Here is a 23,206-nt window from a genome sequence, read left to right on the forward strand (position 1 = left end):
GGAACCAGGAGAGGAATAATCTCCCGGTTCACAGCGTCCTCGCTGTGCGCCTACCGACCGGTGAAGACCGGCAGGACTTTTTCAAAGGAACCTCGTCCCAGCCGAATGGCCGGAGACGGGGTATCAACATATCTGGCGTTGATTTTTGGCACGCTGTTGAGTTCTCAAGGAACGGACGCTTCCTTTGTACTCACCCTCTCGGGCTTTCCTCCGGGCGCTTCCCTTCGGTCTTGCGTTTCCAACCTTACCAGATCCTTTTTCCGTTCCGTTTCCGGTTCGGAATTCATTTCCGGTGGCCGTTGGAGGGCCTTTGCCTTTCGGCGGTTTCGACTTTATCAGAAGTTTTGGGCCGGTCTGACCGGCTCTCGATTTCCGATTAATCGGGGGCTTCGCGAATCAATGTTATTTCGTGAAGCGCGCTAGATGCTAACCGTTGCAGCCGAGCTTGTCGAGTTCGGGGCAACTGTTCGAATCTACCTCCCCGTCCTGACCGTGTCAACGGCCTTTCCGGGGCGAAGAGGAGACTAGCAGGTCAGACGCCGTGACTGCACATCAAGCCGCTGTGGGGAGAGACGCGCTGCGTTCTACTGCTTCGAGGTCGCCTGTTTCGCCGGCGCGCACGGCTCGGCCGCCCAGGACATAGACGTACGCGAGGAAGGCGAGTTCCGCTGCGATGCCGATGCCGATTCGGGCCCAGGTGGGGAGGCCCGACGGGGTCACGAAGCCTTCGATGGCGCCGGAGATGAAGAGGACCAGAGCCAGGCCGATGGCCATGCCCAAGGCCGCGCGGCCTTCTTCGGCCAGGGCGGTGCGGCGGGTGCGCGGGCCGGGATCGATGACGGTCCAGCCCAGGCGGAGGCCCGTGCCCGCGGCTACGAAGACGGCCGTCAGCTCCAGAAGGCCGTGCGGGAGGATCAGGCCGAGGAAGGTGTCGAGGCGGCCCGCGGAGGTCATCAGGCCGATGCCCACCCCCACGTTCAGCATGTTCTGGAGCAGGATCCACAGGACCGGGAGTCCCAGGAAGATGCCGAGGACCAGGCACATCGCGGCGGCTTGCGCGTTGTTCGTCCAGACCTGGGCTGCGAAGGAGGCCGCCGGGTGGCTCGAGTAGTACGTCTCGTACTGGCCGCCGGGGCGGGTCATGTCCCGGAGCGCCGCCGGGGCGGCTATGGAGGCCTGCACTTCAGGATGCGTGCCGATCCACCAGCCGATCAGGGCGGCTATCGCGGTGGAGAGGAGCGCGGTGGGGACCCACCAGTGGCGGGCCTTGTAGACCGCTGCCGGGAATCCTTGGGTGAGGAAGTGGGTGACGTCGCGCCATGAAGCACGGCGGGTGCCGGTGACCGCGCTGCGCGCGCGTGCGACGAGTTGGGTCAGCCGGCCGATCACGCGGGGGTCCGGGGCGCTGGACTGGACGAGGGAGAGGTGGGTGGCCGTGCGTTGGTACAGGGCCACCAGTTCGTCCGCTTCGGCGCCGTTGAGTCGGCGTCGGCGGCGCAGCAGGGCGTCCAGGCGGTCCCACTCCGCCCGGTGGGCGGACACGAAGACGTCGAGGTCCATCCGGTCTGCTGCTCCTCGCTTTCCGGCACCTGTGCGGCGCGATGTGCCTTCAGCTTGGCAGACTGGCGGTTCCTAGGGCAGGTCAGGGAAGGGTGGGTGGCCGGCGTGAGTGAGCTGGTGACGGGTGAGGCGGTCGCCCTCGAGTTGCGGCCCGCGAAATTGCCGAGCCGGGCGCTCGCCGTGCTCATCGACCTCGTGGTGGCGTTCGTCGTGTACATCGTCGTGACGCTGGGGATCGTCGCGGCCACCGCGTCGCTGGACGACGCCGCTGCCGCCGCGATCGCCGTGGCGACGTTCCTGCTGGTGCTCGTCGGGATTCCGATCGCCGTGGAGACGCTCAGCCATGGGCGGTCTCTGGGGAAGCTCGCGTGCGGGCTGCGAGTCGTGCGGGACGACGGTGGGCCGATCCGGTTCCGGCATGCGCTTGTGCGAGGGGCTGTCGGGGTCGTCGAGATCCTGATGACGTTCGGGGTCGTGGCGTGCATCGCCTCGTTGGTCTCCGCGCGGGGCCGGCGGGTCGGCGACGTGTTCGCGGGGACGCTCGTCGTACGGGAGCGGGTGCCGACCGGGCAGACCGCGTTCGTGCCGCCTCCGCCGCCGTGGCTGGTGGGGCGGTTCGCGGAGCTGGATCTGTCCGCCGTGCCGGAGGGGCTGTGGCTCGCGGTGCGTCAGTACCTCACGCGGATGGGGCAGCTGGATCCGCAGGTGGGATGGGGGATGGCGGCCCGGCTCGCGACGGATCTCGCGGCGCACACCGGTGCCCCGGCTCCGGCCGATGTACCGCCCGCCGCGTTCCTGGCCGCCGTGATGCACGAGCGGCAGGCCCGTGAGGCCCAGCGGGCGTTCGGGGCCGGGGCCTACGGCGGTTCGGTGCCGCCTGTGCCTCCTGCGGCGGCTCCGCCGGCTCCGGGTACGGGACCGTACGGTCCTCCGGCGACTGCTGCCCCGACGCCGTTCCCCCCTTACGCGCCGCCGGCAGCCGCGCCCTCCCCCGCTCCGCGGCCTGAGGGGCCGGAGCCGTCGGGCACCGGGTTCGTGCCGCCGGCGTGACAGCGCGGCGGGGGCCGGGCGGCGGCGTCAGGTGAACGTCGACGGCGGGGTCTCGAGGTGTTCGAGCTCGATGCCGGGGGCCGCCAGGACCACGTCGCCGGTGATGTGAACGGTGTGCTGCTCCCCCGTGTCCAGGGCTGTGACCTGGTATTCGTCCACGACCAGGGGTCCGTTGTCAGTGGCGTGTGCTTCGCTTTTCAGCAAGGTCCAGGACTGGTCCAGGGTGCGGGGTGCCAGGACGGGATCCGTGAGAGCGACGAGGCGGACGCGGGTCGAGGGGGAAGCGGGGGTGAGGTTCAGCAGTCGCGTGGTGGCGATGAGGAACGCGGGGGACGTGCCGGTGAACGCGTGCGCGGGGGCGTTTCCTTCGGTCGCGTGGGCGCCGGTGGGGTCGGTGCGTACCCAGGTGACGCCGTCGAGGGCGGCGCCCCTCACCTGCCAGCTCGCGGCGTTGAGTTCGAGACGGATGGGGCGGCCGAGTTCGTCGAGGGCCAGGTCGATCGAGCCGGAGTGATCGCCGGAGGGGGTGGTGCGTTGGGCTACGTAGCGCCAGCCGGAAGGGCCGGGTGCGCAGTGGAAGTGTTCTTCGCCGAGGGGGGTGTGATCGTGCGGATCGTGGAGCGAATATCGGCCGCGGGGCATGGGGTTCGTGGAGTCCTCTGTCTGGCCTGATGACGGCCGCCACCGGCGCGGGCACGTGACCGTGTGCGGGGCGGGCGGGCGTCGAAGGACGTGTCCACCGTAGCCAGCGGTGCGACCGGGTACGGGACAGGCCCCCGGCACGGGGGTGCGGGGGCCTGTCCTGTCAGTCAGCGTCCGTCAGCGGCGGGGCCGACGGGGTGCTGCGGTGCCGTGAGCGTGGTGCTCAGTAGCGGTAGTGGTCCGGCTTGTACGGGCCGTCGACCTCGACACCGATGTACGAGGCCTGCTCGGGGCGGAGCGTCGTCAGCTTCACGCCGAGCGAGTCCAGGTGGAGACGGGCGACCTTCTCGTCCAGGTGCTTGGGCAGCACGTAGACGTCGGTCGGGTACTCGGACTGCTTCGTGAACAGCTCGATCTGGGCCAGCGTCTGGTCCGCGAAGCTGTTGGACATCACGAACGACGGGTGACCGGTCGCGTTGCCCAGGTTCAGCAGACGCCCCTCCGACAGCACGATGATGACCTTGCCGTCCGGGAACGTCCACGTGTGGACCTGCGGCTTGACCTCGTCCTTCACGATGCCCGGGATCTGGGCCAGGCCGGCCATGTCGATCTCGTTGTCGAAGTGACCGATGTTCCCGACGATCGCCTGGTGCTTCATCCTGGCCATGTCGGACGCCATGATGATGTCCTTGTTACCGGTCGTCGTGACGAAGATGTCCGCCTTGTCGACGACCTCGTCGAGCGTCGTGACCTGGAAACCGTCCATCGCCGCCTGCAGCGCGCAGATCGGGTCGATCTCCGTGACGATCACACGGGCACCCTGGCCCCGCAGCGACTCCGCGCAGCCCTTGCCCACATCGCCATAGCCGCAGACGACCGCGGTCTTGCCGCCGATGAGAACGTCCGTGGCGCGGTTGATGCCGTCGATCAACGAGTGACGGCAGCCGTACTTGTTGTCGAACTTCGACTTCGTCACCGCGTCGTTCACATTGATCGCGGGGAACAGGAGGGAACCCTCACGCTGCATCTCGTACAGACGGTGAACACCCGTCGTGGTCTCCTCCGTCACACCACGGATCTCGGAAGCGAGCTGGGTCCACTTCTGCGAACCGTTCGAGATCGTGTCGTTCAGGAGCTGGAGGATGACGCGGTGCTCGTCGGACTCGGCGGTGTCGACCGAGGGGACCTTGCCGGCCTTCTCGTACTCGACGCCCTTGTGGACGAGGAGGGTGGCGTCACCACCGTCGTCGAGGATCATGTTCGGACCGCCGGTGGGGGTGTTCGGCCAGGTCAGGGCCTGCTCCGTGCACCACCAGTACTCCTCCAGGGTCTCGCCCTTCCAGGCGAAGACCGGGACGCCCTGGGGGTTGTCCGGCGTGCCGTTCGGGCCCACGGCGATGGCGGCCGCGGCGTGGTCCTGGGTGGAGAAGATGTTGCAGGACGCCCAGCGGACCTCGGCGCCCAGGGCGACGAGGGTCTCGATGAGGACGGCCGTCTGGACCGTCATGTGGAGGGACCCGGTGACACGGGCCCCGGCGAGCGGCTGCGTGGCCGCGTACTCCTTGCGGATCGCCATCAGGCCGGGCATCTCGTGCTCGGCGAGGGTGATCTCCTTGCGGCCGAACGCCGCGAGGGAGAGATCGGCGACCTTGAAGTCCTGGTCCTGTCGGTTGGCGACAGAAGTCATAAGTGAGCTGCTCCTCGGTGCAGTTGCAGTCGGTCGAGGTGGGCTGTCGTGCGCGTTCCCCGGTTCGGGATCGCGCATGGCTGGTCTGCGGGCGTCGTCGGACACAGGTGTCCTCCGATACTCGCAGCGCAGTCCGTCGGAGGCCCTCTCTCCCTCGGACGACCCGTCGTGCGGGCCGCCCGACCGCCATCAGCAGCGACGTCTGGCTCGTTACGAATCTACACCGATCGGCCCAGTCGGCCCCACCCCGTCCCTGCCGGGGCGGCCCAAGGGCGTGGCTGGTTTCCGTCGTCCGATCCGTGACGGCATGAGTGGCACAAGTAAGGGCAATTCGGGACCTTTGAACTTTTGATCCTGTGCCTACGTGTTGCAGGATGCGAGAAAGGGCGCGAACGTTTGCGCGGTCTTGTAAGGCGAAGGCACAAAGGAGAGCCACGTGACCAGTCCGGCCGACCCCCACACGGGCGGAGGGGCCGTTGAGCAGCGCAAGAAGTTGAAGCTGCTCGCGGTGACCGCCTGTCCGACCGGCATCGCGCACACCTACATGGCGGCGGAGAAGCTGCAGCAGGCGGCGGACGCCGCCGGTATCGACATGAAGGTGGAGACGCAGGGCTCCATCGGCGCTGAGAATGTTTTGACTGACAACGATGTCAAAGCCGCGGACGGCATCATCATCGCCGCGGACAAGGACGTCGACCGCGCGCGGTTCGTCGGGAAGCGGGTGCTGTCCGTCGGCGTGTCCGAGGGCATCAGCCACCCGGAGCGGCTCATCGAGCAGGTGCAGAGCGCGCCCGTGCACGGGGCGGGAGGCGGGGGCGGCGGCGCCGCGCCGCTGTCGTCGTCCGGCGGAGGCGGCAAGGAGCGGAGCCTCGCGTACAAGGCGCTGATGAACGGCGTCAGTTACATGATTCCGTTCGTGGTGGTGGGTGGGTTGCTCATCGCCATCTCGCTGTCGTTGGGCGGCCACACCGACCCCAAGGGCGGGCTCGTCATCCCGCCCGACTCGTTCTGGATGCATGTGAACCAGATCGGGGTCATCGGCTTCACGCTGATGGTGCCGATCCTGTCCGGCTACATCGCGTACGCCATCGGCGACCGTCCCGCCCTCGTGCCCGGCATGATCGGCGGCTGGATCGCCAACACCGGTGATCTGTACGACTCCAAGGCGGGCGCCGGATTCATCGGTGCGATCGTGACCGGCTTCCTCGCCGGTTACCTGGTGCTGTGGATCAAGAAGGTCAAGGTCCCGAAGTTCGTCCAGCCGATCATGCCGATCATCGTGATCCCGATCGTGTCGACGACCGCGCTCGGCCTGTTCTTCATCTACGTCATCGGCAAGCCGATCTCGTGGGTGTTCGAGCACCTCACGAGCTGGCTCAGCGGGATGACCGGGACGAGTGCGATCCTGCTCGGCGCGATTCTCGGGCTGATGATCGCGTTCGACATGGGTGGGCCGGTGAACAAGACGGCGTTCTTGTTCGGCGCCGGGCTCATCGCCACCGGCAACCAGACCGTCATGGGTATGTGCGCCGCCGCCATCCCCGTGATGCCGCTGGGGCAGGGGCTCGCCACGCTGATCCGTAAGCGGCTGTACACCGAGCAGGAGCGGGAGACCGGGCTCGCGGCGTTGTTCATGGGCTGCTTCGGGATTTCCGAGGGCGCCATTCCGTTCGCCGCGGCGCGGCCCGCGCAGGTCATTCCCGCCAACATGCTCGGTGGCGCCGTCGCCGGTGCCATCGCGGGCATGGCCGGTGTGGAGGACGCGGTGCCGCACGGCGGGCCGATCGTGGCCGTGCTGGGTGCGGTCGGTGGCGTACCGATGTTCTTCGTGGCTGTCGCCATCGGCTCGGTCGTGACCGCGCTGACCACGGTCGTGCTGGTCGACATGAGTGAGCGCAAGCGGCGCGGCGAGGCCGTGCTGAGCGTTCCGGCCGGTCCGGAGCCCGCGCTCGCGAGTGTCGGTGTCGGGGCCGGTGCGGCCGGGAGCGCGGCGCAGGGTGCCGTGGCCGCCGCGCAGGTCACTGCCCCGGCGGCGGTGGCGGACGAGCCCGAGGTGCTTTCCGGTTACCTCACCGAGCAGACCGTGAAGGTGCGGCTCGACGCCGGCGAGAAGGAGGCCGCCATCCGTGAGATGGCCGGACTCCTTGCTCGTACGGGGAAGGTCGCCGACGTCGAGGAGCTCGTGCGCACCGCGTTGCGGCGCGAGGAGCAGGGGACGACCGGGCTCGGCGAGGAGATCGCCATCCCGCACGCCAAGACGGACGCCGTGACGGCTCCGGTCGTCGGGTTCGCGCGGTCCGCCGAGGGCATCGAGTGGGGTGCGCTGGACGGGACGAAGGCGAAGCTCATCTTCATGATCTCGGTGCCGGAGGCGGCCGCCGGGGATGAGCATCTGCGGATTCTGGCGCTGCTGTCGCGGAAGTTGATGGACACGGAGTTCCGCGCGCGGCTCGCGTCCGCGCCGGACGAGGCGGCGATCATGGCCGTCCTCGCCGAGGTGAAGTAGTCCGCTGCCGTCAGCCTCTCCCCGCGCCGCTCCGTCCGCGGGCGGTGCGGGGAGGGAACGGTACGAGTGACAGAGCGCGCCGGCTGGCCTGGGCTGCCTGGGTGTTGGGGCCGCTGGGGTTGTCGGTGCTTGTCGTGTCCGTGGTGTGGCTGGGGACGACGTACGGCAGCGTCGTCGTATCGAGCTCCGGCATGTCTCCCACGTACACGACCGGCGACCGGGTGCTCATCGAGCGGGCGGGCGGGGACGAGGTGCGTCGCGGTGACGTGGTGCTCCACGCGGTGCCCGGCCGGTACCGCGGGCAGCCCGTGTTGCAGCGTGTCGTCGGGCTCGGCGGGGAGCGGGTCGCGCACGGCGGCGGGCTGTCGGGGCCCACCCTCGTGAACGGGAAGGCGCTGGCGGAGCCGTACGTGAAGGACGGCGAGGCGAACGGCGGGCCCGCGTACGACGTACGGCTCCCCCGCGGGCGGTTGTTCCTGACGGGCGACCACCGCGTGGACTCGTACGACAACCGCTGCTTCGCGAGCGACCACGCCGGATCGGTGCCGTTCGATGCCGTGCGGGGGCGGGTCGCGGATGGGTTCGTGCGGCCGGTGCTCGGCGCGGTGGCCGGCGGCCTGGCCGGGGTCGGCGTGGCGCTCGGCGGGCTCTGCTGCGGGATCGCGGCGGGCGCGGCGCGGCGGCGGGAAGCGCGCCTGCGGACGGCCGGCCGGTCGCTGACGAAGTGACGTGAGCGGTCGCGGTACGGGGATGGGGGCGGGAGTTCGAAACTCCCCGCCCCCATCCCCGTACCGCTGTGAGAACCCGCTCAGTGCTCCGCGGTCGGCGTCGGGCCGCCGGGGGTCGCCTCCGGGTCCGGGCCCTTGGCCGCTTCCGACTCGCTGTAGATGTCCGGTTCGAGGTAGATGACGCGGGCGATCGGGACGGCGGCGCGGATGCGGGCCTCCGCTTCGTTGATGGCGCGGGCGACCTCGGCGGCGGTGTCGTCGTGCTGGACGGCGATCTTCGCGGCGACGAGGAGTTCCTCGGGGCCGAGGTGGAGCGTGCGCATGTGGATCAGGCCGGTGACGGTGTCGCCGTCGACGACCGCCTTCTCGATCGCCGCGACCTCGTCCAGGCCCGCGGACTCACCGAGCAGCAGCGACTTGGTCTCCAGCGCGAGGACGATCGCGATGGCGATCAGGAGGAGGCCGATGCAGAGCGTGCCGATGCCGTCCCACACGCCGTCGCCGGTGGCGAGGGTCAGGCCGACGCCGAAGAGGGCGAGGACGAGACCGATGAGGGCGCCGAAGTCCTCCAGGAGGACGACCGGCAGCTCAGGGGCCTTGGCGCGCTTGATGAACTGGCCCCAGCTGAGCTTGCCGCGCAGGACGTTCGATTCCTTGATGGCCGTATGGAACGAGAAGCCCTCGGCGATGATCGCGAAGACGAGGACGCCGACCGGCCAGTACCAGTGCTCCAGCTCGTGCGGGTGCTTGATCTTCTCGTAGCCCTCGTAGACGGCGAACATGCCGCCGACGGAGAAGAGGACGATCGAGACGAGGAAGGCGTAGATGTACCGCTCGCGGCCGTAGCCGAAGGGGTGTTGGGGCGTCGCTTCCCGCTGGGCCTTCTTGCCGCCGATCAGGAGCAGGAACTGGTTTCCCGAGTCGGCGAGCGAGTGGACCGACTCGGCGAGCATCGACGAGGAGCCGCTGAAGAGGAACGCCACGAATTTCGCGACCGCGATCGCGAGGTTGGCGGCGAGCGCCGCAACGATCGCCTTTGCTCCGCCTGAAGCACTCATGTTGTTCCCGGTGTCCCTTCGTACGGTGTACGTCCCGTGCAGCGGTGGGTCATTGTTGCAGCACGGGACGCCACATCGTTCGCTCAGGCCACGACCGTCGCGCGGAAAACCGTGCCCTCTCCGGACACTTCGGCCTTTTCCCCCGCCGGGACGAAGGCGGACTCGCCGGGTGCGAGGGCGAGGTCGCCCGCCCGTACCGTGCCTGCCGTGCAGAGCAGGATCTGCGGGGTCGCGGCGGTCAGGTCGTGGGCGGCGCCGCCCGCGGGCAGGACGAAGCGCGAGAGGCGGAACTCGTCGATGGGCGTGTCGTAGAGCTCCTCGCCGTCCGGGGACGCCTCGGGGCGCAGCACGCCGGGGTCGGTCGCCTCGAAGCGGACGATGCGCAGCAGTTCGGGGACGTCGACGTGCTTGGGGGTCAGGCCGCAGCGCAGGACGTTGTCGGAGTTGGCCATGATCTCGACGCCGAGGCCGTTCAGGTACGCGTGCGGGACGCCGGCGCCGAGGAACAGGGCCTCGCCGGGCTGAAGCCGCACGTGGTTGAGCAGCATCGCCGCGATGACGCCCGGGTCGCCCGGGTAGTGGTGGGCGATGCCCGCGTACGGCTCGTAGGCGCCGCCGATGCGCTGGGCGGCGGCCGTGGCGTCGGTGACGGTGCGCGCCATCTCGTCGCGGTCGGCGGTCAGTACGGCGGTGAGGACCTCGCGCAGCGCGGCCTCTTCGGGGTGGGCGCGCAGCAGATCCACGTACGGCTTGAGGCTGTCGACGCCGAGGCCTTCGAGGAGCTTCGCCGCCTCCTCGGGCGCGCGGAAGCCGCACAGGCCGTCGAACTCGGTGAGCGCGCAGATGAGTTCGGGCTTGTGGTTGGCGTCCTTGTAGTTGCGGTCGGGCGCGCTGATCGGGACGCCCTTCGCCTCTTCGGCCTCGTACCCCTCCTTCGCCTGCTGGAGGTCGGGGTGCACCTGGAGGGAGAGGGGGGCGCCGGCGGCGAGCAGCTTGAGGAGGAAGGGCAGGCGGGGGCCGAACTTCTCCACGGCCGGTGGGCCGAGCTCGGCGGCCGGGTCCGCGTCGATGACCTCGTTCAGCGGACCGCGCGGGGTGTGCGAGGGGGCGCCGGGGTGCGCGCCCATCCACATCTCGGCCTGGGGTTCGCCGGTCGGCTCGGTGCCGAGGAGGTGCGGGATGGCGGTGGTGGAGCCCCAGGCGTAGGGGCGGACGGTGTTGGTGAGGCGGTCCATGAGGTCTTCTACTCCGTGCGGCGGTGGGCGGCGGGGGTCCAGATCACGCTCTGGAGGCGAGGCCCAGGTAAACGGCGGCGAAATCCGTGACGGCGATCAGCTCCGCGAGCGTCTCCAGGTCGCTGCCCTCCTCGGGCTCCAGCTCGCTGATCGCGGTGTCGTGCGAGAGGGCGAGCTCGCGGGCCGCGGGGGCGGCGGAGAGGCCGCCGGTCGGCCGGTCGCGGAGCAGGACGACGCGGGCGCGCAGCATCTGCACCTCTTCGACGCGGTCGCGGAAGAAGTCGTCGGGGTCGGCGCCGGCGGCGAGGTCGCCGACCAGGAGCGCGCCGTGGGCGGGCATCGCCTCGGGCAGGTCGGCGGCGAGCGCGGGGCGCCCGGCCAGCTCGGCGATGGCGGCGGCGAACCGGCGGCCCGCCGGGCCCGCGGCCGCGCCTTCGGTCCAGATCAGCGGGAGCGCCTCGGCGAGCTCGGAGGCGAGGGTCTTCGCCGGATTGCTGTACGTGGCGATGGCCGGGCCGCAGCGCTCGGCGGTCTTGTCGAGGCGGTCGGCGACCTTCTCCAGGATCTCGGGCGGCGCGGAGAGCAGCCCGGTGCGGTCGAGGAGCGCGAGCAGCGGGGTCAGCAGGGCCCACAGGGCGCCGGGCGCGGAGGCCGCGTCGGGTTCGTCCTGCTCGTACGGGGCGGTCGCCATCGGGACGAACAGGCCGTGGGCGCCGGCGACGGACTCGGTCAGCGGGGAGCCGGACGGGCCGACGGCGACGACCGTGACGCTGCGCCGGTAGGCCTGCTCGACCAGGAGCGAGAGGCTCGGCTCGGAGCCGTCCGGGGTGGCGATCAGGAGCAGGTCGACGGGGCCCGCCCAGCCGGGCAGGTCCCAGCGCAGGGCGCCGGACGCGGGGGCGACGCCGGTGGGGCGCAGCCGGACCACCGGGCAGGACGCCCCGGCGAGGCGGCCGATGAATTCGGCGACGCCGACGGCCGCGGTGCCGGGGCCCGCGATGAGCACCGCGCGCGGGCGGCCGTCGGGCTTCAGCTCGGCGACACCGGCCTCCGTCGCGTGCCGGGCGGCCGTGCGGACGCGGGCGCCCGCTTCGGCGGCGCCGCGCAGCAGGCCTCGGCGGTCGGCTCTGGCCAGCGCCTCCGGGTCGTCCAGGAGCGATTCGTCGAACATGGCGTACGGCCTCCTGCTTGCGGGGAGCTGCGGTTACGCGGGGCGGCGGGCCTCGTCGACGAGGAGGACGGGGATGCCGTCGCGGACCGGGTAGGCCAGGCCGCAGTCCTTGCCGGTGCAGATCAGCTCGGCGTCGGCCTCCTTGAGGGGGGCGTGGCAGGCCGGGCAGGCGAGGATCTCCAGGAGGCCGGCTTCGAGCGGCATGGGGGTTCCCTTCGGGGCTGTGGACATCTTGGGGGTGACCTGGTCAGCCTACCGCCGGGGTGCCGGGCGGGGGCTGGGGTGGCGAGGGGCCGGGTGGGGCTCTCAGGCTCTGATGACGGCCAGGACCTCGTCCCGCACCTTCGCCATGGTCGCGGCGTCCCGCGCCTCCGCGTTCAGGCGCAGCAGCGGCTCGGTGTTCGACGGGCGGACGTTGAACCACCAGTCGGCCGCGCTGACGGTGAGGCCGTCGAGCTCGTCCAGGGTGATGCCGTCGCGGGTGCCGTACGCGGCCTTGATCGCGGTGAGGCGGTCGGCCTGGTCGGCGACCGTGGAGTTGATCTCGCCGGAGCCCACGTAGCGGTCGTACGAGGAGACGAGCGCGGAGAGCGGGCCCTCCTGGCCGCCCAGGGCGGCCAGCACGTGCAGGGCGGCGAGCATGCCCGTGTCCGCGTTCCAGAAGTCGCGGAAGTAGTAGTGCGCGGAGTGCTCGCCGCCGAAGATCGCGCCGGTGGTGGCCATCTCCTGCTTGATGAAGGAGTGGCCCACGCGCGTGCGCACGGGTGTGCCGCCGTTCTCCTTCACGACCTCGGGGACCGACCAGGAGGTGATCAGGTTGTGGATGATCGTGCCCTTGCCGCCGTTCTTCGCGAGTTCGCGGGAGGCGACCAGGGCGGTGATCGCGGACGGGGAGACCGGGTCCCCGTTCTCGTCGATGACGAAGCAGCGGTCCGCGTCGCCGTCGAAGGCGAGGCCGAGGTCGGCGCTCTCGGCGCGCACCCGGGCCTGGAGGTCGACGAGGTTCGCCGGGTCCAGCGGGTTCGCCTCGTGGTTCGGGAACGTGCCGTCCAGCTCGAAGTACATCGGTACGAGGTCGAGCGGCAGCCCGGCGAAGACGGTCGGGACGGTGTGCCCGCCCATGCCGTTGCCCGCGTCCACGACGACCTTGAGCGGCCGGATCGAGGTGAGGTCGACGAGGCCGCGCAGGTACGCCGCGTAGTCGTCCAGGGTGTCGCGGCGGGTGATCGTGCCCGGCGTCGCCGCGGGCTCGGGGGCGCCCGACTCGCTCCACTCCTCGGCGAGGCGGCGGATCTCGGCGAGGCCCGTGTCCTGGCCGACCGGGGCGGCGCCCGCCCGGCACATCTTGATGCCGTTGTACTGCGCCGGGTTGTGCGAGGCCGTGAACATCGCCCCGGGCAGGTTCAGCGCGCCCGACGCGTAGTACAGCTGGTCGGTGGAGCACAGGCCGATCTCGGTGACGTCCGCGCCGAGGGCGGCGGCGCCGCGGGCGAAGGCGCCGGTGAGGCCGGGCGAGGAGGGGCGCATGTCGTGCCCGACGACGATCGCGTCGGCGCCGGTCACGCGCACGAACGCGGCACCGAAGAGCGCGGCGAGCTCCTCGTCCCACTGGTCCGGGACCACTCCGCGCACGTCGTACGCCTTGACGATCGTCGACAGATCAGCAGCCACGGTCGGTCCAGCCCTCCTGAAGTCCTGCACGGACCCCACAAACTACCTGGCCGCACCGACAACGAACCCTGAACCCCTCATTCCACTCAAAGAACCCACGCCACTGCGTCATCACAGGTCACGGCAGCATCCACGACAACACCACCGTGCTCTGGGCGTAGACGATCAGGCACATCACCAGGAGCAGTCCCAGGCTCCACGGCAGCACCTTGCGCAACAAGTCGCCCTCGCGGCCCGCGAGTCCCACCGCGGCGCACGCGATCGTGAGGTTCTGCGGCGAGATCATCTTGCCGAGCACGCCGCCCGAACTGTTCGCGGCGGCAAGGAGTTCCGGTGACAGACCCGACTGCTGGGCGGCCGTCACCTGGAGGGCGCCGAAGAGGGCGTTGGCCGACGTGTCGGACCCGGAGACCGCGACGCCGAACCAGCCGAGGACCGGTGACAGGAAGGCGAGTCCCGCGCCCGCGGCGGCGACGGAGTGCCCGATGGTGGCGGCCTGCCCGGAGAGGTTCATGACGTACGCGAGGGCGAGCACGCTCGTCACGGTCAGGATCGCGAACCGCAGTTCGTGCACGGTCGCGAACCACTCGCGCAGGGCCACGCGCGCGTGGACGCCGAGAACCACGGCGGTGAGCAGCCCCGCGAGGAGCACGAGCGTGCCTCCGGTGGAGACCAGCGGCAGCGTGAAGACGTTGCCTCCTACAGGTTCGCCGTCCGGACTGGCGACATTCAGGAAGGGCCAGTCGAAGCCCCGGTTGGCCTGCACCAGCCAGTCCTTGACCGCGGGGATCTGCGCCACGGAGAAGATGACGACGATGAGCGCGTACGGGGCGTAGGCGCGCAGCACTTCGGAGCGCTCGTCCTTCCCGTCCAGGTCCTCGCTGCGTACGCCGGTGAGGACCGCGGCGCGTACGGGTTCGGCGGCCGGCCTGCGGGAGTGCGGCACCGCGACGAGCGCACCGGCGCCCACCAACGCGGCCCCGATGTCGGCGAGTTGCGCGGAGACGTAGTTGGAGGCCACGAACTGCGCGACAGCGAAGGCGGATCCGCAGGCAAGTGCGGGCACCCACGTCTCGCGCAGACCACGCCGCCCGTCCACCAGACCGACGAGCACCAGCGGCACGACGAGCGCGAGCAGCGGCGTCTGACGGCCCACCACGGACGCGACGGAGTCCAGTGGCAACCCGGTGACCTGAGCGAGCGTCACGACCGGTGTGCCCATGGCGCCGAACGCGACCGGCGCCGTATTGGCCACGAGAGCCACCACGGCGGCCTTCACGGGATCGAAGCCGAGCGCCACGAGCATCACGGAGCAGATCGCGACCGGCGCGCCGAACCCGGCGAGCGCCTCAAGAAGCGCGCCGAAGCAGAACGCGATGACGAGCGCCTGTATGCGCGGATCGTCGGAGAGCCGCCCGAAGGAGCGGCGCAGGATGTCGAAGTGCCGGGTGCGCACCGTCATCCGGTACACCCACAGGGCGTTGACGACGATCCACATGATGGGGAAGAGGCCGAACAGGACGCCTTGTGCGCCGCTGGAGAGGGTCTGGCCGAGCGGCATGTCGTAGGCGAGCCAGGCGACGAGGACGGCGACGGCGAGGCCGGTCGGACCGGCGAGGTGCGCCTTCATGCGGACTGCGCCGAGCAGGACGAGGACGGTGACGAGGGGCAGGGCCGCGACGAGGGCGGACAGGCCGAGCGAGCCGCCTACGGGCTCCACTTGCTGGACGAACACGAGCGCCTCCCGGAATCCCGGATTCCCAACGACGGGGTGGCGAAATAGTCGTGTCCTCAACAACTCGCGTCAACGTGCGGGACGGAGTTGGCCGCGAAGATCCGGTGAAGGCGCGTTCAGTTGAAGGCGCGTCAGTTGTCGGGCGAGCGCAGCACCCGGAGGTGGCCGCGACGGGCGACCTCCATCGGGTCCGCGGTACGCGCCCCCGAGCCGCCGGCCTCGCGCTCCTGGGGGCGGGCCGCCTCGCGCACGGCGTTGGCGAGCGCCTCGAGGTCGTCACTGCTGGGGCGTGCCGGGCCGCTGCTGTCGGAGAGCCGGACAACCTCCCAGCCGCGCGGCGCGGTGAGGCGCTCGGAGTGCTCGGCGCACAGGTCGTAGCAGTGGGGTTCGGCGTAGGTGGCGAGGGGGCCGAGGACCGCGGTCGAGTCGGCGTAGACGTACGTCAGCGTCGCGACGGCGGGACGGCCGCAAGCGGTGCGCGAACAGCGACGTACAGGGCTCACGACGTTGGACGGTACCGCACTCTTGAACGGGCCGCGACGACTCTCCCGGAGGTCACCCCACCGTGTCGTGGTGTGAGACGGCGCACACCGGCCCGCGCGGGCGCCCTTGTGACCTGCGGCGACCCGGGGTCGTGCGCCCCACTGAACAGTTGAAAGCGGTCACCACTCGGGGCAAATGCCGTCAATAGTCGCGAGATCAACGGTCCGGGAGGGATGTGGAATCAGGCTGAAGAATGGCTTGATCGGTCAGGAAGCGACATGCCGTGCCCCGGACCGCGCGCGGCCACCTCGCGCGCACGGGAGGACTACGCTGCCTCGGTGATGGAAAGGCCCGCGCAACCCGACAACGCCGCCGCTCCGGCCCCGGCACCCGCACCCGGCGAGCCCCGCCCGCCGCGCCGCCGCGACCGGCACGGCCGCGGCATGCGCGGCCCCGTGGCGCCACCGCAGGTGCCGCTGTCCGCGAGCCGCGCCGAGGTCTTCGCGGACCTCGTGCAGGACTCCGTGGAGCGTCTGGAGCGGCGCTGGCCGCAGCTCGCCGAGATCGACTTCCTCGTTCTCGAGGTGCCGCGTCTGACGGCGGAGGACGAGGCGTGGGGCGGCGACTCGGTGCCGCTCGGCGGCACGATCGCGGCGCGGGACGGGGCGCCCGCGCGCGTGGTCGTCTACCGGCGCCCCGTGGAGATCCGCACCAAGGGCCGCGAGGAGCGGGCGGCGCTCGTGCACGACGTGGTCGTCGAGCAGGTCGCGGAGGTACTCGGGCTCACCCCGGAGACGGTGGATCCGCGCTACGGGGACTTCGAGGACGGCGAGGACTGAGAGCCGGTGTCCGGCTCCTGAATGGGCCCCGCCGTCCCTGAAAACGGCTACTTCTGGAGCACCGCCAGGTCCTCGCCGGCCTGCGGCACCGACACCGTGCCCCGGTCGTCCGGCAGCAGCTGGATCGTGAACGCAGGGACGTCGTCCTGCTTCTCCTCCAGCATCCGCGAGCCGTAGACCGAGCCGCCCGACACGGGCTCCACCGTCAGCGCGTACGTGCCCTTCAGGCCGTCCGGCACCGGCGGGGTGACCGACAGCGTCGTACCGCCCTTGACGGTGTACTCCTTGGTGATCGCGGTGCCGCCCCCGGTGCCCTGCGACGCCGTCACCTTCACCTTGCCCGTGGCGCCGGGCGCGGTCAGGGCGAGGGTGGAGCCCTTGGCACGGTTGTCGGTGACCGTGGCGCGCGCGCCGATGCCGCGGGTGGCCGGGATGAACGCCGTCTCCTGGTCGGCGCCCTTGCCGCGCGTGACGCGCAGCGCGGCCACGACCGGCACCGAGTCCTCGGTGGGCGTCAGGATCAGCGAACCCGCGTCGCCGCGCGTGACCTCGCCGAGGTCGACCGCGCTGGTCATGCCGGACTTCACATGCACCGTGTCGTGCCCGGCGGGCACGATCTTGCCGCTGGAGGTGGCGAGCTGGACCTTCAGGTCGGCGTCGTCCTGGCCCGGCGCGAAGACGACCAGGCGCGCGCTCGTGGCGTCCTTCGGGATGCCCGGCAGCACGAGGGAGCCCGCGGGGTCGGCGGACGCCGGCAGCCAGTCGCCGCCCAGCTTGTCGTCGGCGGCGGACACGACGGCCGCGACCCGGCCGCTGCGCGCGGTCACGTGCAGCGTCAGGTTCGGGTACTCCTTCTCGGTCAGCGTCGACAGCAGGACCGGGACGCTGGAGTGCGGGCCGACCTGGATGCCCTCGCCGACCTCGGACTTCACGGCGCCGCCGGGCCCGTACAGCTGCACGTCCACGACCGCGGCCTCGTCGTCCGGGTTCGTGAGGTGGATGTAGTCGGTGCGGTCCTTCGCGGTGCTCGCGCCGGGGAAGTAGAAGTCGGTGTCGGGCGCCGAGCAGTCCACGCCGAGCAGGCCGCGGCCCGTACCCGCCTCCACGGTGGTGGTCTGCTGGACGGTCCAGCCGGGGGCCAGCCTGCCGTCCGCGGTGCCGACCAGGGCCGGTTCGTCGGCTCCCGAGGCCTCGCCCGCGACGGGCTTGCCGGGCTCCTTCGGGGTGACGACCGACTTGGGCGTCTTGGTCTTCCCCTTCGCGTCACCGCTGTCGCTCGCGCCGGTCCGCGCCGGCAGGAGCTCGGCCTTGCCGGAGTCCTGCGCGTCCTTGGTGACGGGCGTGTACGACGTGTAGGCGGTCTCCGCCAGGTCGGACTGGCTGGGCGCCGGGCACAGCAGGCTGGAGCGCTCGACGGGCAGATGGGCCGCCGCCTTGGACGTCGTGTCGTCCTCGCCGCCGGGCCGGGACGCGGCGGCGAACCCGGTGACGGCGGCCAGGGCGGTCGCGGCCGCGATCAGGGAGAGGGTCGTGCGGTTCACTGCTGGCTCCCGTCGGGACGCTCACTGTCGGTGCCGTGGCCTTGGCCGTGCTGCTCGTACGTCGGGTCGTACGGGGCCTGCGTCTCGTACGTGCCCCCGTAGGCGTACGGGTCGTACTGGCCCGCCTGGTAGGGGTCGGCCTGCTGGGTCTGCGGGTCGTATCCGTACGGGGCGCCCTGGTACTGCTGCTCCCCCGCCGTGTAGGTGCCGTACTCGGCGCCCGCGTAACTGGGCTGGTCCCACTCGCCGTACGTCTCCTGCTGCGGGATCGGGACCGGTGCCTCCTCCGGAGGAGGAGGCGGGACGTCACCGCCGTCGCCGCCGGTCGCGGTCTGTCCGGCCTCGGCCTGGGCGCGCAGCCGGCGGGCGCGGCGGCCCTCGCCCGCGACGGCCTGTGCGGGCACGACGGGCTCCTCCGGCAGGTCGTCGTCGATCTCCCGGCGGCGGCCCGGCAGGGCGAGCACGACGAGGACGAGGGCGAGCCCGCCCTGGGCCCACAGCCATGCGGTGTGGGTGAGCGGAGCGTCGTACGTGACGTCCAGCGTGCCGCCGGACGCGGGCAGTTCGAAGCCCTGCGCCCAGCCGTCGACGGTGGTCTTCGTCAGGGGCGCGCCGTCGAGCGTGGCGGTCCAGCCCTCGGCGGTGTGGTCGGCGAGGCGCAGCACGCGGCCGTCGCCGCCCGCGGGCACCTGCGTGTGGATGTCGACGGGGCCCGCGGCGACCGCCCTGGCCTGCTCGGAGGTCGAACCGGCGTCGGCGGTGGGCAGGATGACCGCCCGCGCGACCTGCCGGTCGACGCGCCACAGCGCGGTCCCGTCCTGCTGGCTGAGCCGGGTCAGACCGGGCGTCGCGTCGAGGACGCGGCCCATCTGGCGCGGCGCGCCGTCGCGTACGAGGACGTAGCGCACGGCGAAGCCGCCGAGTTGGTCGGCCTGGTCGGCGCCGGAGCCCGCGACGAGGTTCGCGACGACCTTGTCGAGCGCGGTGTTCTCCCCCGCGGCCGCGGTCAGTTCGCTGTCACCGAGCCGGGCGCCCGCGCCGCGGACCAGCGAGTACGCGACCTCGCCCGTGTTCCCGTCCAGGACGAGGGTGCGGGCCTGGTCGCGCGTGCCGGCCTCTTCGGCGACGAACGCGGGCACCTGGACCGGGTCGCGCCGCTCCAGCGGGCCGTCGGCACCGGCGATCATCCAGCCCGCGGCGAGCAGCAGCGGGCCCGCGGCGGCGGCGAACGCGATCAGCGCGGCCACCGGCTGGCGCCAGCCGAAGCTCTGCTCGGCCACGCGCGAGCGCGCGCCGTCGGCGCCGAGCGCGGCGGCGGCGAGCAGCGCGATGCCGTAGACGAGGGTGGCGGGGCCGGCCCACGTCGAGTGGTTCGACAGGACCGCGAAGACCAGCGCCACCAGGGCGACGGCCCACGCGGTGAGGACCGCGAGGCGGCGCTCCTGGCGCAAGAGCGCGGCGAGCGCGGCCAGCACGATGCCGATGAGCAGCAGGCTGCCGGTGGTGCCGGAGCCGCCCGGCGAGGCGCCGAGCAGACCGAGCGCGGTCGCGGCGCCCTTCCCGTACGGCAGTCCGGCCTCCTGGAAGAAGCCGAACGGCAGCAGCGTGAGGGACCACGGCGCGAGCATCAGCAGCGGCGTACCGAGAGCGGCGAGAAAACGCAGCCCGTATGCGGTGATGTCGCCGCGGCGCACTACAAGGAGTGCGATTCCGAGGACGAGGGCGATCGGCCACACGATGGGCGTGAAGGCCGTCGCGAGCGTGAGCAGGAGCGCGTACGCCCAGGTGGCACGCCAACTGCCGCGCGCACCCCGGTCGTTCATCAGGCCGGAGGCGGACAGGCCCGCGCGCGCGATGAGCGGCAGCAGGATCGCGAGGACCGACGTGCCCACGCGGCCGCCCGCGAGGGCGCCGGTGGCGGCGGGCAGGAACGCGTAGGCGACGGCGGCCCAGGCGCGCAGCAGCCGTGACTCGACGAGCGGCCTGGAGGCGAAGTACGCGGCGAAGCCCGCGAGCGGCACCGAGCCGACCAGCAGCACGGTGATCGCGAGGCCGGTGGAGCCGAACAGGACGGTCGAGAACGCGGCGACGAGCGCGAGGTACGGGGGCGCCGCCTGCGTGCTTCCCGTGCTGGTGGCGTGCCAGGCGTCCAGGTAGCGCGACCACAGGTCGGAGGCGTCGCCGGGGGCCGGGAGCAGCGCTCCGCCCGCGAGCGCGCCGCCGCCCATCAGCGCCCGGCAGGCGATGAGGGAGACGAAGAGCAGGACGACGAAGAGCATCGGGCCGGGGTTGCGGGCGATGCGCTTGAGGCGGGCGTACCGCTCGACCCGGATGAACTCGGCGTCGTCTCCGGACTCCAGACCGCCGCCGCCGTGCCGCCCGGCCGTGGTGGTCTCGGGGTCGGCGGCCCCGAAGAGGTTCCCCGCGACCTGCTCGACGGTGAGCCGCACGGTCGCGCCGGGCGGCGGGAACAGCGGCCGCAGTTCCTTGGGATCGACGGTGCCCTTGCCGCGCTGCTTACGGGCCGAGAGGATCCGGCCCGGCCGCAGCAGCGTCGCCATCAGGCCGGCGATCTCGTCGAAGGCCTGCCCGGGCACCTTGCCGACCAGGTAGGCGATCGTGCGCAACAGGGTGCCGAGCACGAGGCGGACGAGGACCCACGGGAGGACCGCCGCGCGCGCGTTGACGAGCAGGGTGTAGACGGCGCCCGCCTTGTCGACCTTGTGCGGCGACGAGGCGGTGCGGCCCACGCAGTCGACGGTGCGGCGCTCGCGCGAGGAGGCCTCGGCGTGCCGCACGACGGCGTCGGGGGCGACGACGACGCGGTGTCCTGCGGCCTGGGCGCGCCAGCACAGGTCGACGTCGTCACGCATCAGGGGCAGCCTGCGGTCGAAGCCGCCGAGCTGCTCGAAGACATCACGCCGGATCAGCATGCCGGCGGTGGACACGGACAGGACGGGCCGCACGTGGTCGTGCTGGCCCTGGTCCTGCTCGCGGCGGTCGAGGCCGGTCCAGCGGCGCCCGGAGTTGGCGATGGAGACGCCGACCTCCAGGAGCTGCCTGCGGTCGTACCAGCCGCGCAGCTTGGGTCCGACGACGGCGACGGCGGACCCCGCCTCGCGCTCCATCTCGACGACGCGCAGCATCTGGGCGAGCGCGTCGGGCTCGGGCGCGCAGTCGTCGTGAAGCAGCCACAGCCACTGCTCGGGCTCGCCGTGCGGCAGGTCGGGAAGGTCGTACGCGTCGTCGCGCCAGGAGCGGCTGACGGGGTCCCAGCCGCTGGGCCGCTTCAAGTAGGGCAGCTCTTCCGGGGTGAGGACCCCGGCGCCGCGCACGGCTTCCTCGACGGCCTGGCCGAAGCCGGTGCGGCGGGCGAGGTGCAGGACGCGCTCGTCACCGAGGGACCCGGCGAGCAGGGCCGCGGAGTCGTCGGCGCTGCCGGTGTCGGCCGCCATGGCGTTCTGCACGGGGCGCTCCTGGCCGAGCAGTCCTGACAGGACGTCGGGCAGCCAGCGCGCTCCGTCGTGCGAGACGACGACGGCGGTGACGACATGCCTGGGGAACTCGGGGGCGCTGCCGGGGTCGAGCCCTGCGGCGTGCCCCGGGTTGAACGCGGCGGCGGCAGCGCCGAATTGGCCTGCCGAGTGGCTGTGCACGGACATCGAGGTACGGGCCCCGGTTCGTTGGACTGCGGTGGACGCCTGTGCCCGGTGGGGGCGCGGTGGCGTCTCGGACGGGGCCCCACACTAACGGCTGCCAACAAGAGCGGCCCGCCGCCTGTGGACAACCCACCCGCGACGGGCCTTGCGTACTGCGCGTATTGGGGACTAGACAGCCGCCTTCTTCAGGCGGCGGCGCTCACGCTCCGACAGGCCGCCCCAGATGCCGAAGCGCTCGTCGTTGGCGAGTGCGTACTCGAGGCACTCGGAGCGGACCTCGCACGCGAGGCAGACCTTCTTGGCCTCCCGGGTGGAACCGCCCTTCTCGGGAAAGAACGACTCGGGGTCGGTCTGGGCGCACAGCGCGCGCTCCTGCCAGCCGAGTTCCTCTTCCGCGTCCTCGACCAGCAGATCCTGAAACGACTCGGTCATAGTGCGCCCCTCGTCTGTCCGTGCGTCCCCGTGATGTTGCCGTTACCGATTTCGGCTGAACGACACGAGTGAAATTACAAGTGTGCCGATCCGGGGCAGTCAAGCCGAGATCTGCTATTGGGCCCCTTATTCACTCTGCGGAACCAAGGCTATGCGGAAAGTGTTCAAATCGGCAAAAACCGTGACACTTGCCAGCGGCCCATCTGGGTGTCCTGCCCGTCGCAAACCGCTACATGGAAGGACGCCGCGGAGTTTGATCTCGTTCCTGTGCGCCTACGGAAGCGAAGCGGATCACATTCGGATCACGGGATCGCAACGGCGTTTGCGCACCGGGTTGATGCGCCACATGTCCGGGTCAGGCGGTGAACAAACCTTTCGCCTGGCAGAGATACCGGATGAGGTGAAACATATCCCACAATCCGGACAGCGAGTTGACAGCTCAGGCATGAACCGGTGTTCTGGTGGGCATGCTCGCGAACTTGGCACCGACGACGACCCGCACCGCCGGGTCCGTCTGCGCTGCCCGCGAGCACCACAGCTGTTGCTGTTCCAGCTGTTGAGTCGTTGAGCCTGCGAGCTCCGACCGACGAGCGTCTCCTCTTCTGTACGGCCCTCTGCCCCTGACGCCTCTGTTCACGGGCATTCCGCACCGCACTCTCCGCCGAGGAACCCCACACCCGATGAACAGCGACAGCGACCTCCAGATCGCCGGCGACATCCTCGAAGTACCGCACCTGCTCCAGCCCGCCCGGGAACACCCCGAGACCGTGGCCGAGTTCGTGGGCCTGGCCCGCGCCATCGCCGCCGACCGCTCCCAGTGGGAGCACCTCGTCGAGTACGACGCCACCACGCGCTGGTACCACCGGCTGCGCACCGGCCCCGGCTACGAGGTGTGGCTGCTCTCCTGGGTGCCGGGTCAGGGCAGCGGGCTGCACGACCACGGCCGCTCCTCCGGCGTACTGACCCTCCTGGAAGGCGAACTGACGGAGCGTACGGAGCACGGCAGCCTCGCCCTCGCCACCGGCGCCCAGCGCGTGTTCGCGCCCGGCTACGTCCACGAGGTCGTGAACGACTCCCTGGAGCCGGCCGTCAGCCTCCACGTGTACTACCCAGGCCTGACCGAGATGCCGATGCACAGCGCCGCCTGCGCGGTCGCCGACGAGGTCACTGTCTGAGACCGGCCGACGCGTTGTCAGAGGTGCCTGCGAT

General features: G+C 71.2%; 18 protein-coding genes. 5 read left to right on the forward strand and 13 right to left on the reverse strand.

Going from position 1 to position 23,206, the window contains the following annotated elements; translation table 11 throughout:
* Positions 1–552 precede the first annotated feature (552 nt).
* Positions 553–1,560, reverse strand: coding sequence for a stage II sporulation protein M (locus AB0L37_RS21890; protein WP_365507830.1), 1,008 nt, complete (start codon positions 1,558–1,560; stop codon positions 553–555).
* Positions 1,561–1,665: 105 nt separating this feature from the next.
* On the opposite strand from AB0L37_RS21890, the gene AB0L37_RS21895 reads away from it, so the two are divergent.
* Positions 1,666–2,610, forward strand: coding sequence for an RDD family protein (locus tag AB0L37_RS21895; RefSeq protein WP_365507833.1), 945 nt, complete (start codon positions 1,666–1,668; stop codon positions 2,608–2,610).
* Positions 2,611–2,637: 27 nt separating this feature from the next.
* On the opposite strand, the gene AB0L37_RS21900 is transcribed toward AB0L37_RS21895, so the two are convergent.
* Both AB0L37_RS21900 and ahcY read right to left on the reverse strand, forming a co-directional pair.
* Positions 2,638–3,252: a hypothetical protein gene (locus AB0L37_RS21900; RefSeq protein ID WP_365507836.1), complete on the reverse strand. Its 615-nt coding sequence runs from the start codon at positions 3,250–3,252 to the stop codon at positions 2,638–2,640.
* A gap of 223 nt (positions 3,253–3,475) precedes the next feature.
* Complete coding sequence (gene ahcY / locus AB0L37_RS21905; RefSeq protein WP_365507838.1) at positions 3,476–4,939, reverse strand: adenosylhomocysteinase; 1,464 nt, start codon at positions 4,937–4,939, stop codon at positions 3,476–3,478.
* Between the two features lie 436 nt (positions 4,940–5,375).
* On the opposite strand from ahcY, the gene AB0L37_RS21910 reads away from it, so the two are divergent.
* Positions 5,376–7,445, forward strand: coding sequence for a fructose-specific PTS transporter subunit EIIC (locus AB0L37_RS21910; RefSeq protein ID WP_365507841.1), 2,070 nt, complete (start codon positions 5,376–5,378; stop codon positions 7,443–7,445).
* A 125-nt stretch (positions 7,446–7,570) separates the two neighbouring features.
* Positions 7,571–8,173 carry a signal peptidase I gene (gene lepB / locus AB0L37_RS21915; RefSeq protein ID WP_365507844.1) on the forward strand — a complete coding sequence of 201 codons (603 nt, stop codon included), beginning with the start codon at positions 7,571–7,573 and terminating at the stop codon, positions 8,171–8,173.
* Positions 8,174–8,253: 80 nt separating this feature from the next.
* Here the strand turns inward: lepB and AB0L37_RS21920 are convergent, their stop codons facing one another.
* The 7 genes from AB0L37_RS21920 to AB0L37_RS21950 all read right to left on the reverse strand — a co-directional run bounded on the left by AB0L37_RS21920 (position 8,254) and on the right by AB0L37_RS21950 (position 15,546).
* Positions 8,254–9,231 (reverse strand): cation diffusion facilitator family transporter, encoded by a 978-nt coding sequence (locus AB0L37_RS21920; protein ID WP_365507846.1) that lies wholly within the window; start codon positions 9,229–9,231, stop codon positions 8,254–8,256.
* Between the two features lie 83 nt (positions 9,232–9,314).
* Positions 9,315–10,466, reverse strand: coding sequence for a mannose-6-phosphate isomerase, class I (gene manA, locus AB0L37_RS21925; protein WP_365507849.1), 1,152 nt, complete (start codon positions 10,464–10,466; stop codon positions 9,315–9,317).
* 43 nt (positions 10,467–10,509) lie between these two features.
* Positions 10,510–11,637 (reverse strand): SIS domain-containing protein, encoded by a 1,128-nt coding sequence (locus AB0L37_RS21930; RefSeq protein WP_365507851.1) that lies wholly within the window; start codon positions 11,635–11,637, stop codon positions 10,510–10,512.
* 33 nt (positions 11,638–11,670) lie between these two features.
* Complete coding sequence (locus AB0L37_RS21935) at positions 11,671–11,841, reverse strand: Trm112 family protein (protein ID WP_018533654.1); 171 nt, start codon at positions 11,839–11,841, stop codon at positions 11,671–11,673.
* 102 nt (positions 11,842–11,943) lie between these two features.
* The gene (locus AB0L37_RS21940) at positions 11,944–13,308 is read right to left on the reverse strand and encodes a phosphomannomutase/phosphoglucomutase (RefSeq protein WP_365507854.1); all 1,365 of its coding nucleotides are present in this window, start codon (positions 13,306–13,308) and stop codon (positions 11,944–11,946) included.
* Positions 13,309–13,426: 118 nt separating this feature from the next.
* Positions 13,427–15,043 (reverse strand): L-lactate permease, encoded by a 1,617-nt coding sequence (locus AB0L37_RS21945; protein WP_365507857.1) that lies wholly within the window; start codon positions 15,041–15,043, stop codon positions 13,427–13,429.
* Between the two features lie 131 nt (positions 15,044–15,174).
* A complete protein-coding gene (locus AB0L37_RS21950; RefSeq protein WP_365507859.1) occupies positions 15,175–15,546 on the reverse strand; it encodes a DUF3499 domain-containing protein in 372 nt (123 codons plus the stop codon).
* Between the two features lie 321 nt (positions 15,547–15,867).
* Here AB0L37_RS21950 and AB0L37_RS21955 point away from each other — a divergent pair, with 321 nt between their 5' ends.
* On the forward strand, positions 15,868–16,365 hold the full coding sequence (locus tag AB0L37_RS21955) for a metallopeptidase family protein (protein ID WP_365508280.1): 498 nt from the start codon (positions 15,868–15,870) through the stop codon (positions 16,363–16,365).
* A 47-nt stretch (positions 16,366–16,412) separates the two neighbouring features.
* Here the strand turns inward: AB0L37_RS21955 and AB0L37_RS21960 are convergent, their stop codons facing one another.
* From AB0L37_RS21960 to AB0L37_RS21970, 3 genes are all read right to left on the reverse strand, one after another.
* Positions 16,413–17,906, reverse strand: a complete 1,494-nt coding sequence (locus AB0L37_RS21960) for a DUF5719 family protein (RefSeq protein WP_365507862.1) — start codon at positions 17,904–17,906, stop codon at positions 16,413–16,415.
* A complete protein-coding gene (locus AB0L37_RS21965; RefSeq protein WP_365507864.1) occupies positions 17,903–21,568 on the reverse strand; it encodes a glycosyltransferase in 3,666 nt (1,221 codons plus the stop codon). The genes AB0L37_RS21960 and AB0L37_RS21965 overlap by 4 nt, the downstream gene beginning before the upstream one ends.
* A 165-nt stretch (positions 21,569–21,733) precedes the next feature.
* Positions 21,734–21,997, reverse strand: coding sequence for a WhiB family transcriptional regulator (locus AB0L37_RS21970; RefSeq protein ID WP_127831770.1), 264 nt, complete (start codon positions 21,995–21,997; stop codon positions 21,734–21,736).
* A gap of 680 nt (positions 21,998–22,677) precedes the next feature.
* Between AB0L37_RS21970 and AB0L37_RS21975 the strand changes: the two genes are divergently transcribed.
* Positions 22,678–23,172: a cysteine dioxygenase family protein gene (locus AB0L37_RS21975; protein WP_365507867.1), complete on the forward strand. Its 495-nt coding sequence runs from the start codon at positions 22,678–22,680 to the stop codon at positions 23,170–23,172.
* The last annotated feature ends 34 nt before the right edge of the window (positions 23,173–23,206 follow it).

It is taken from the genome of Streptomyces sp. NPDC052225, from assembly GCF_040679615.1.
In the GTDB taxonomy this organism is placed as follows: domain Bacteria; phylum Actinomycetota; class Actinomycetes; order Streptomycetales; family Streptomycetaceae; genus Streptomyces.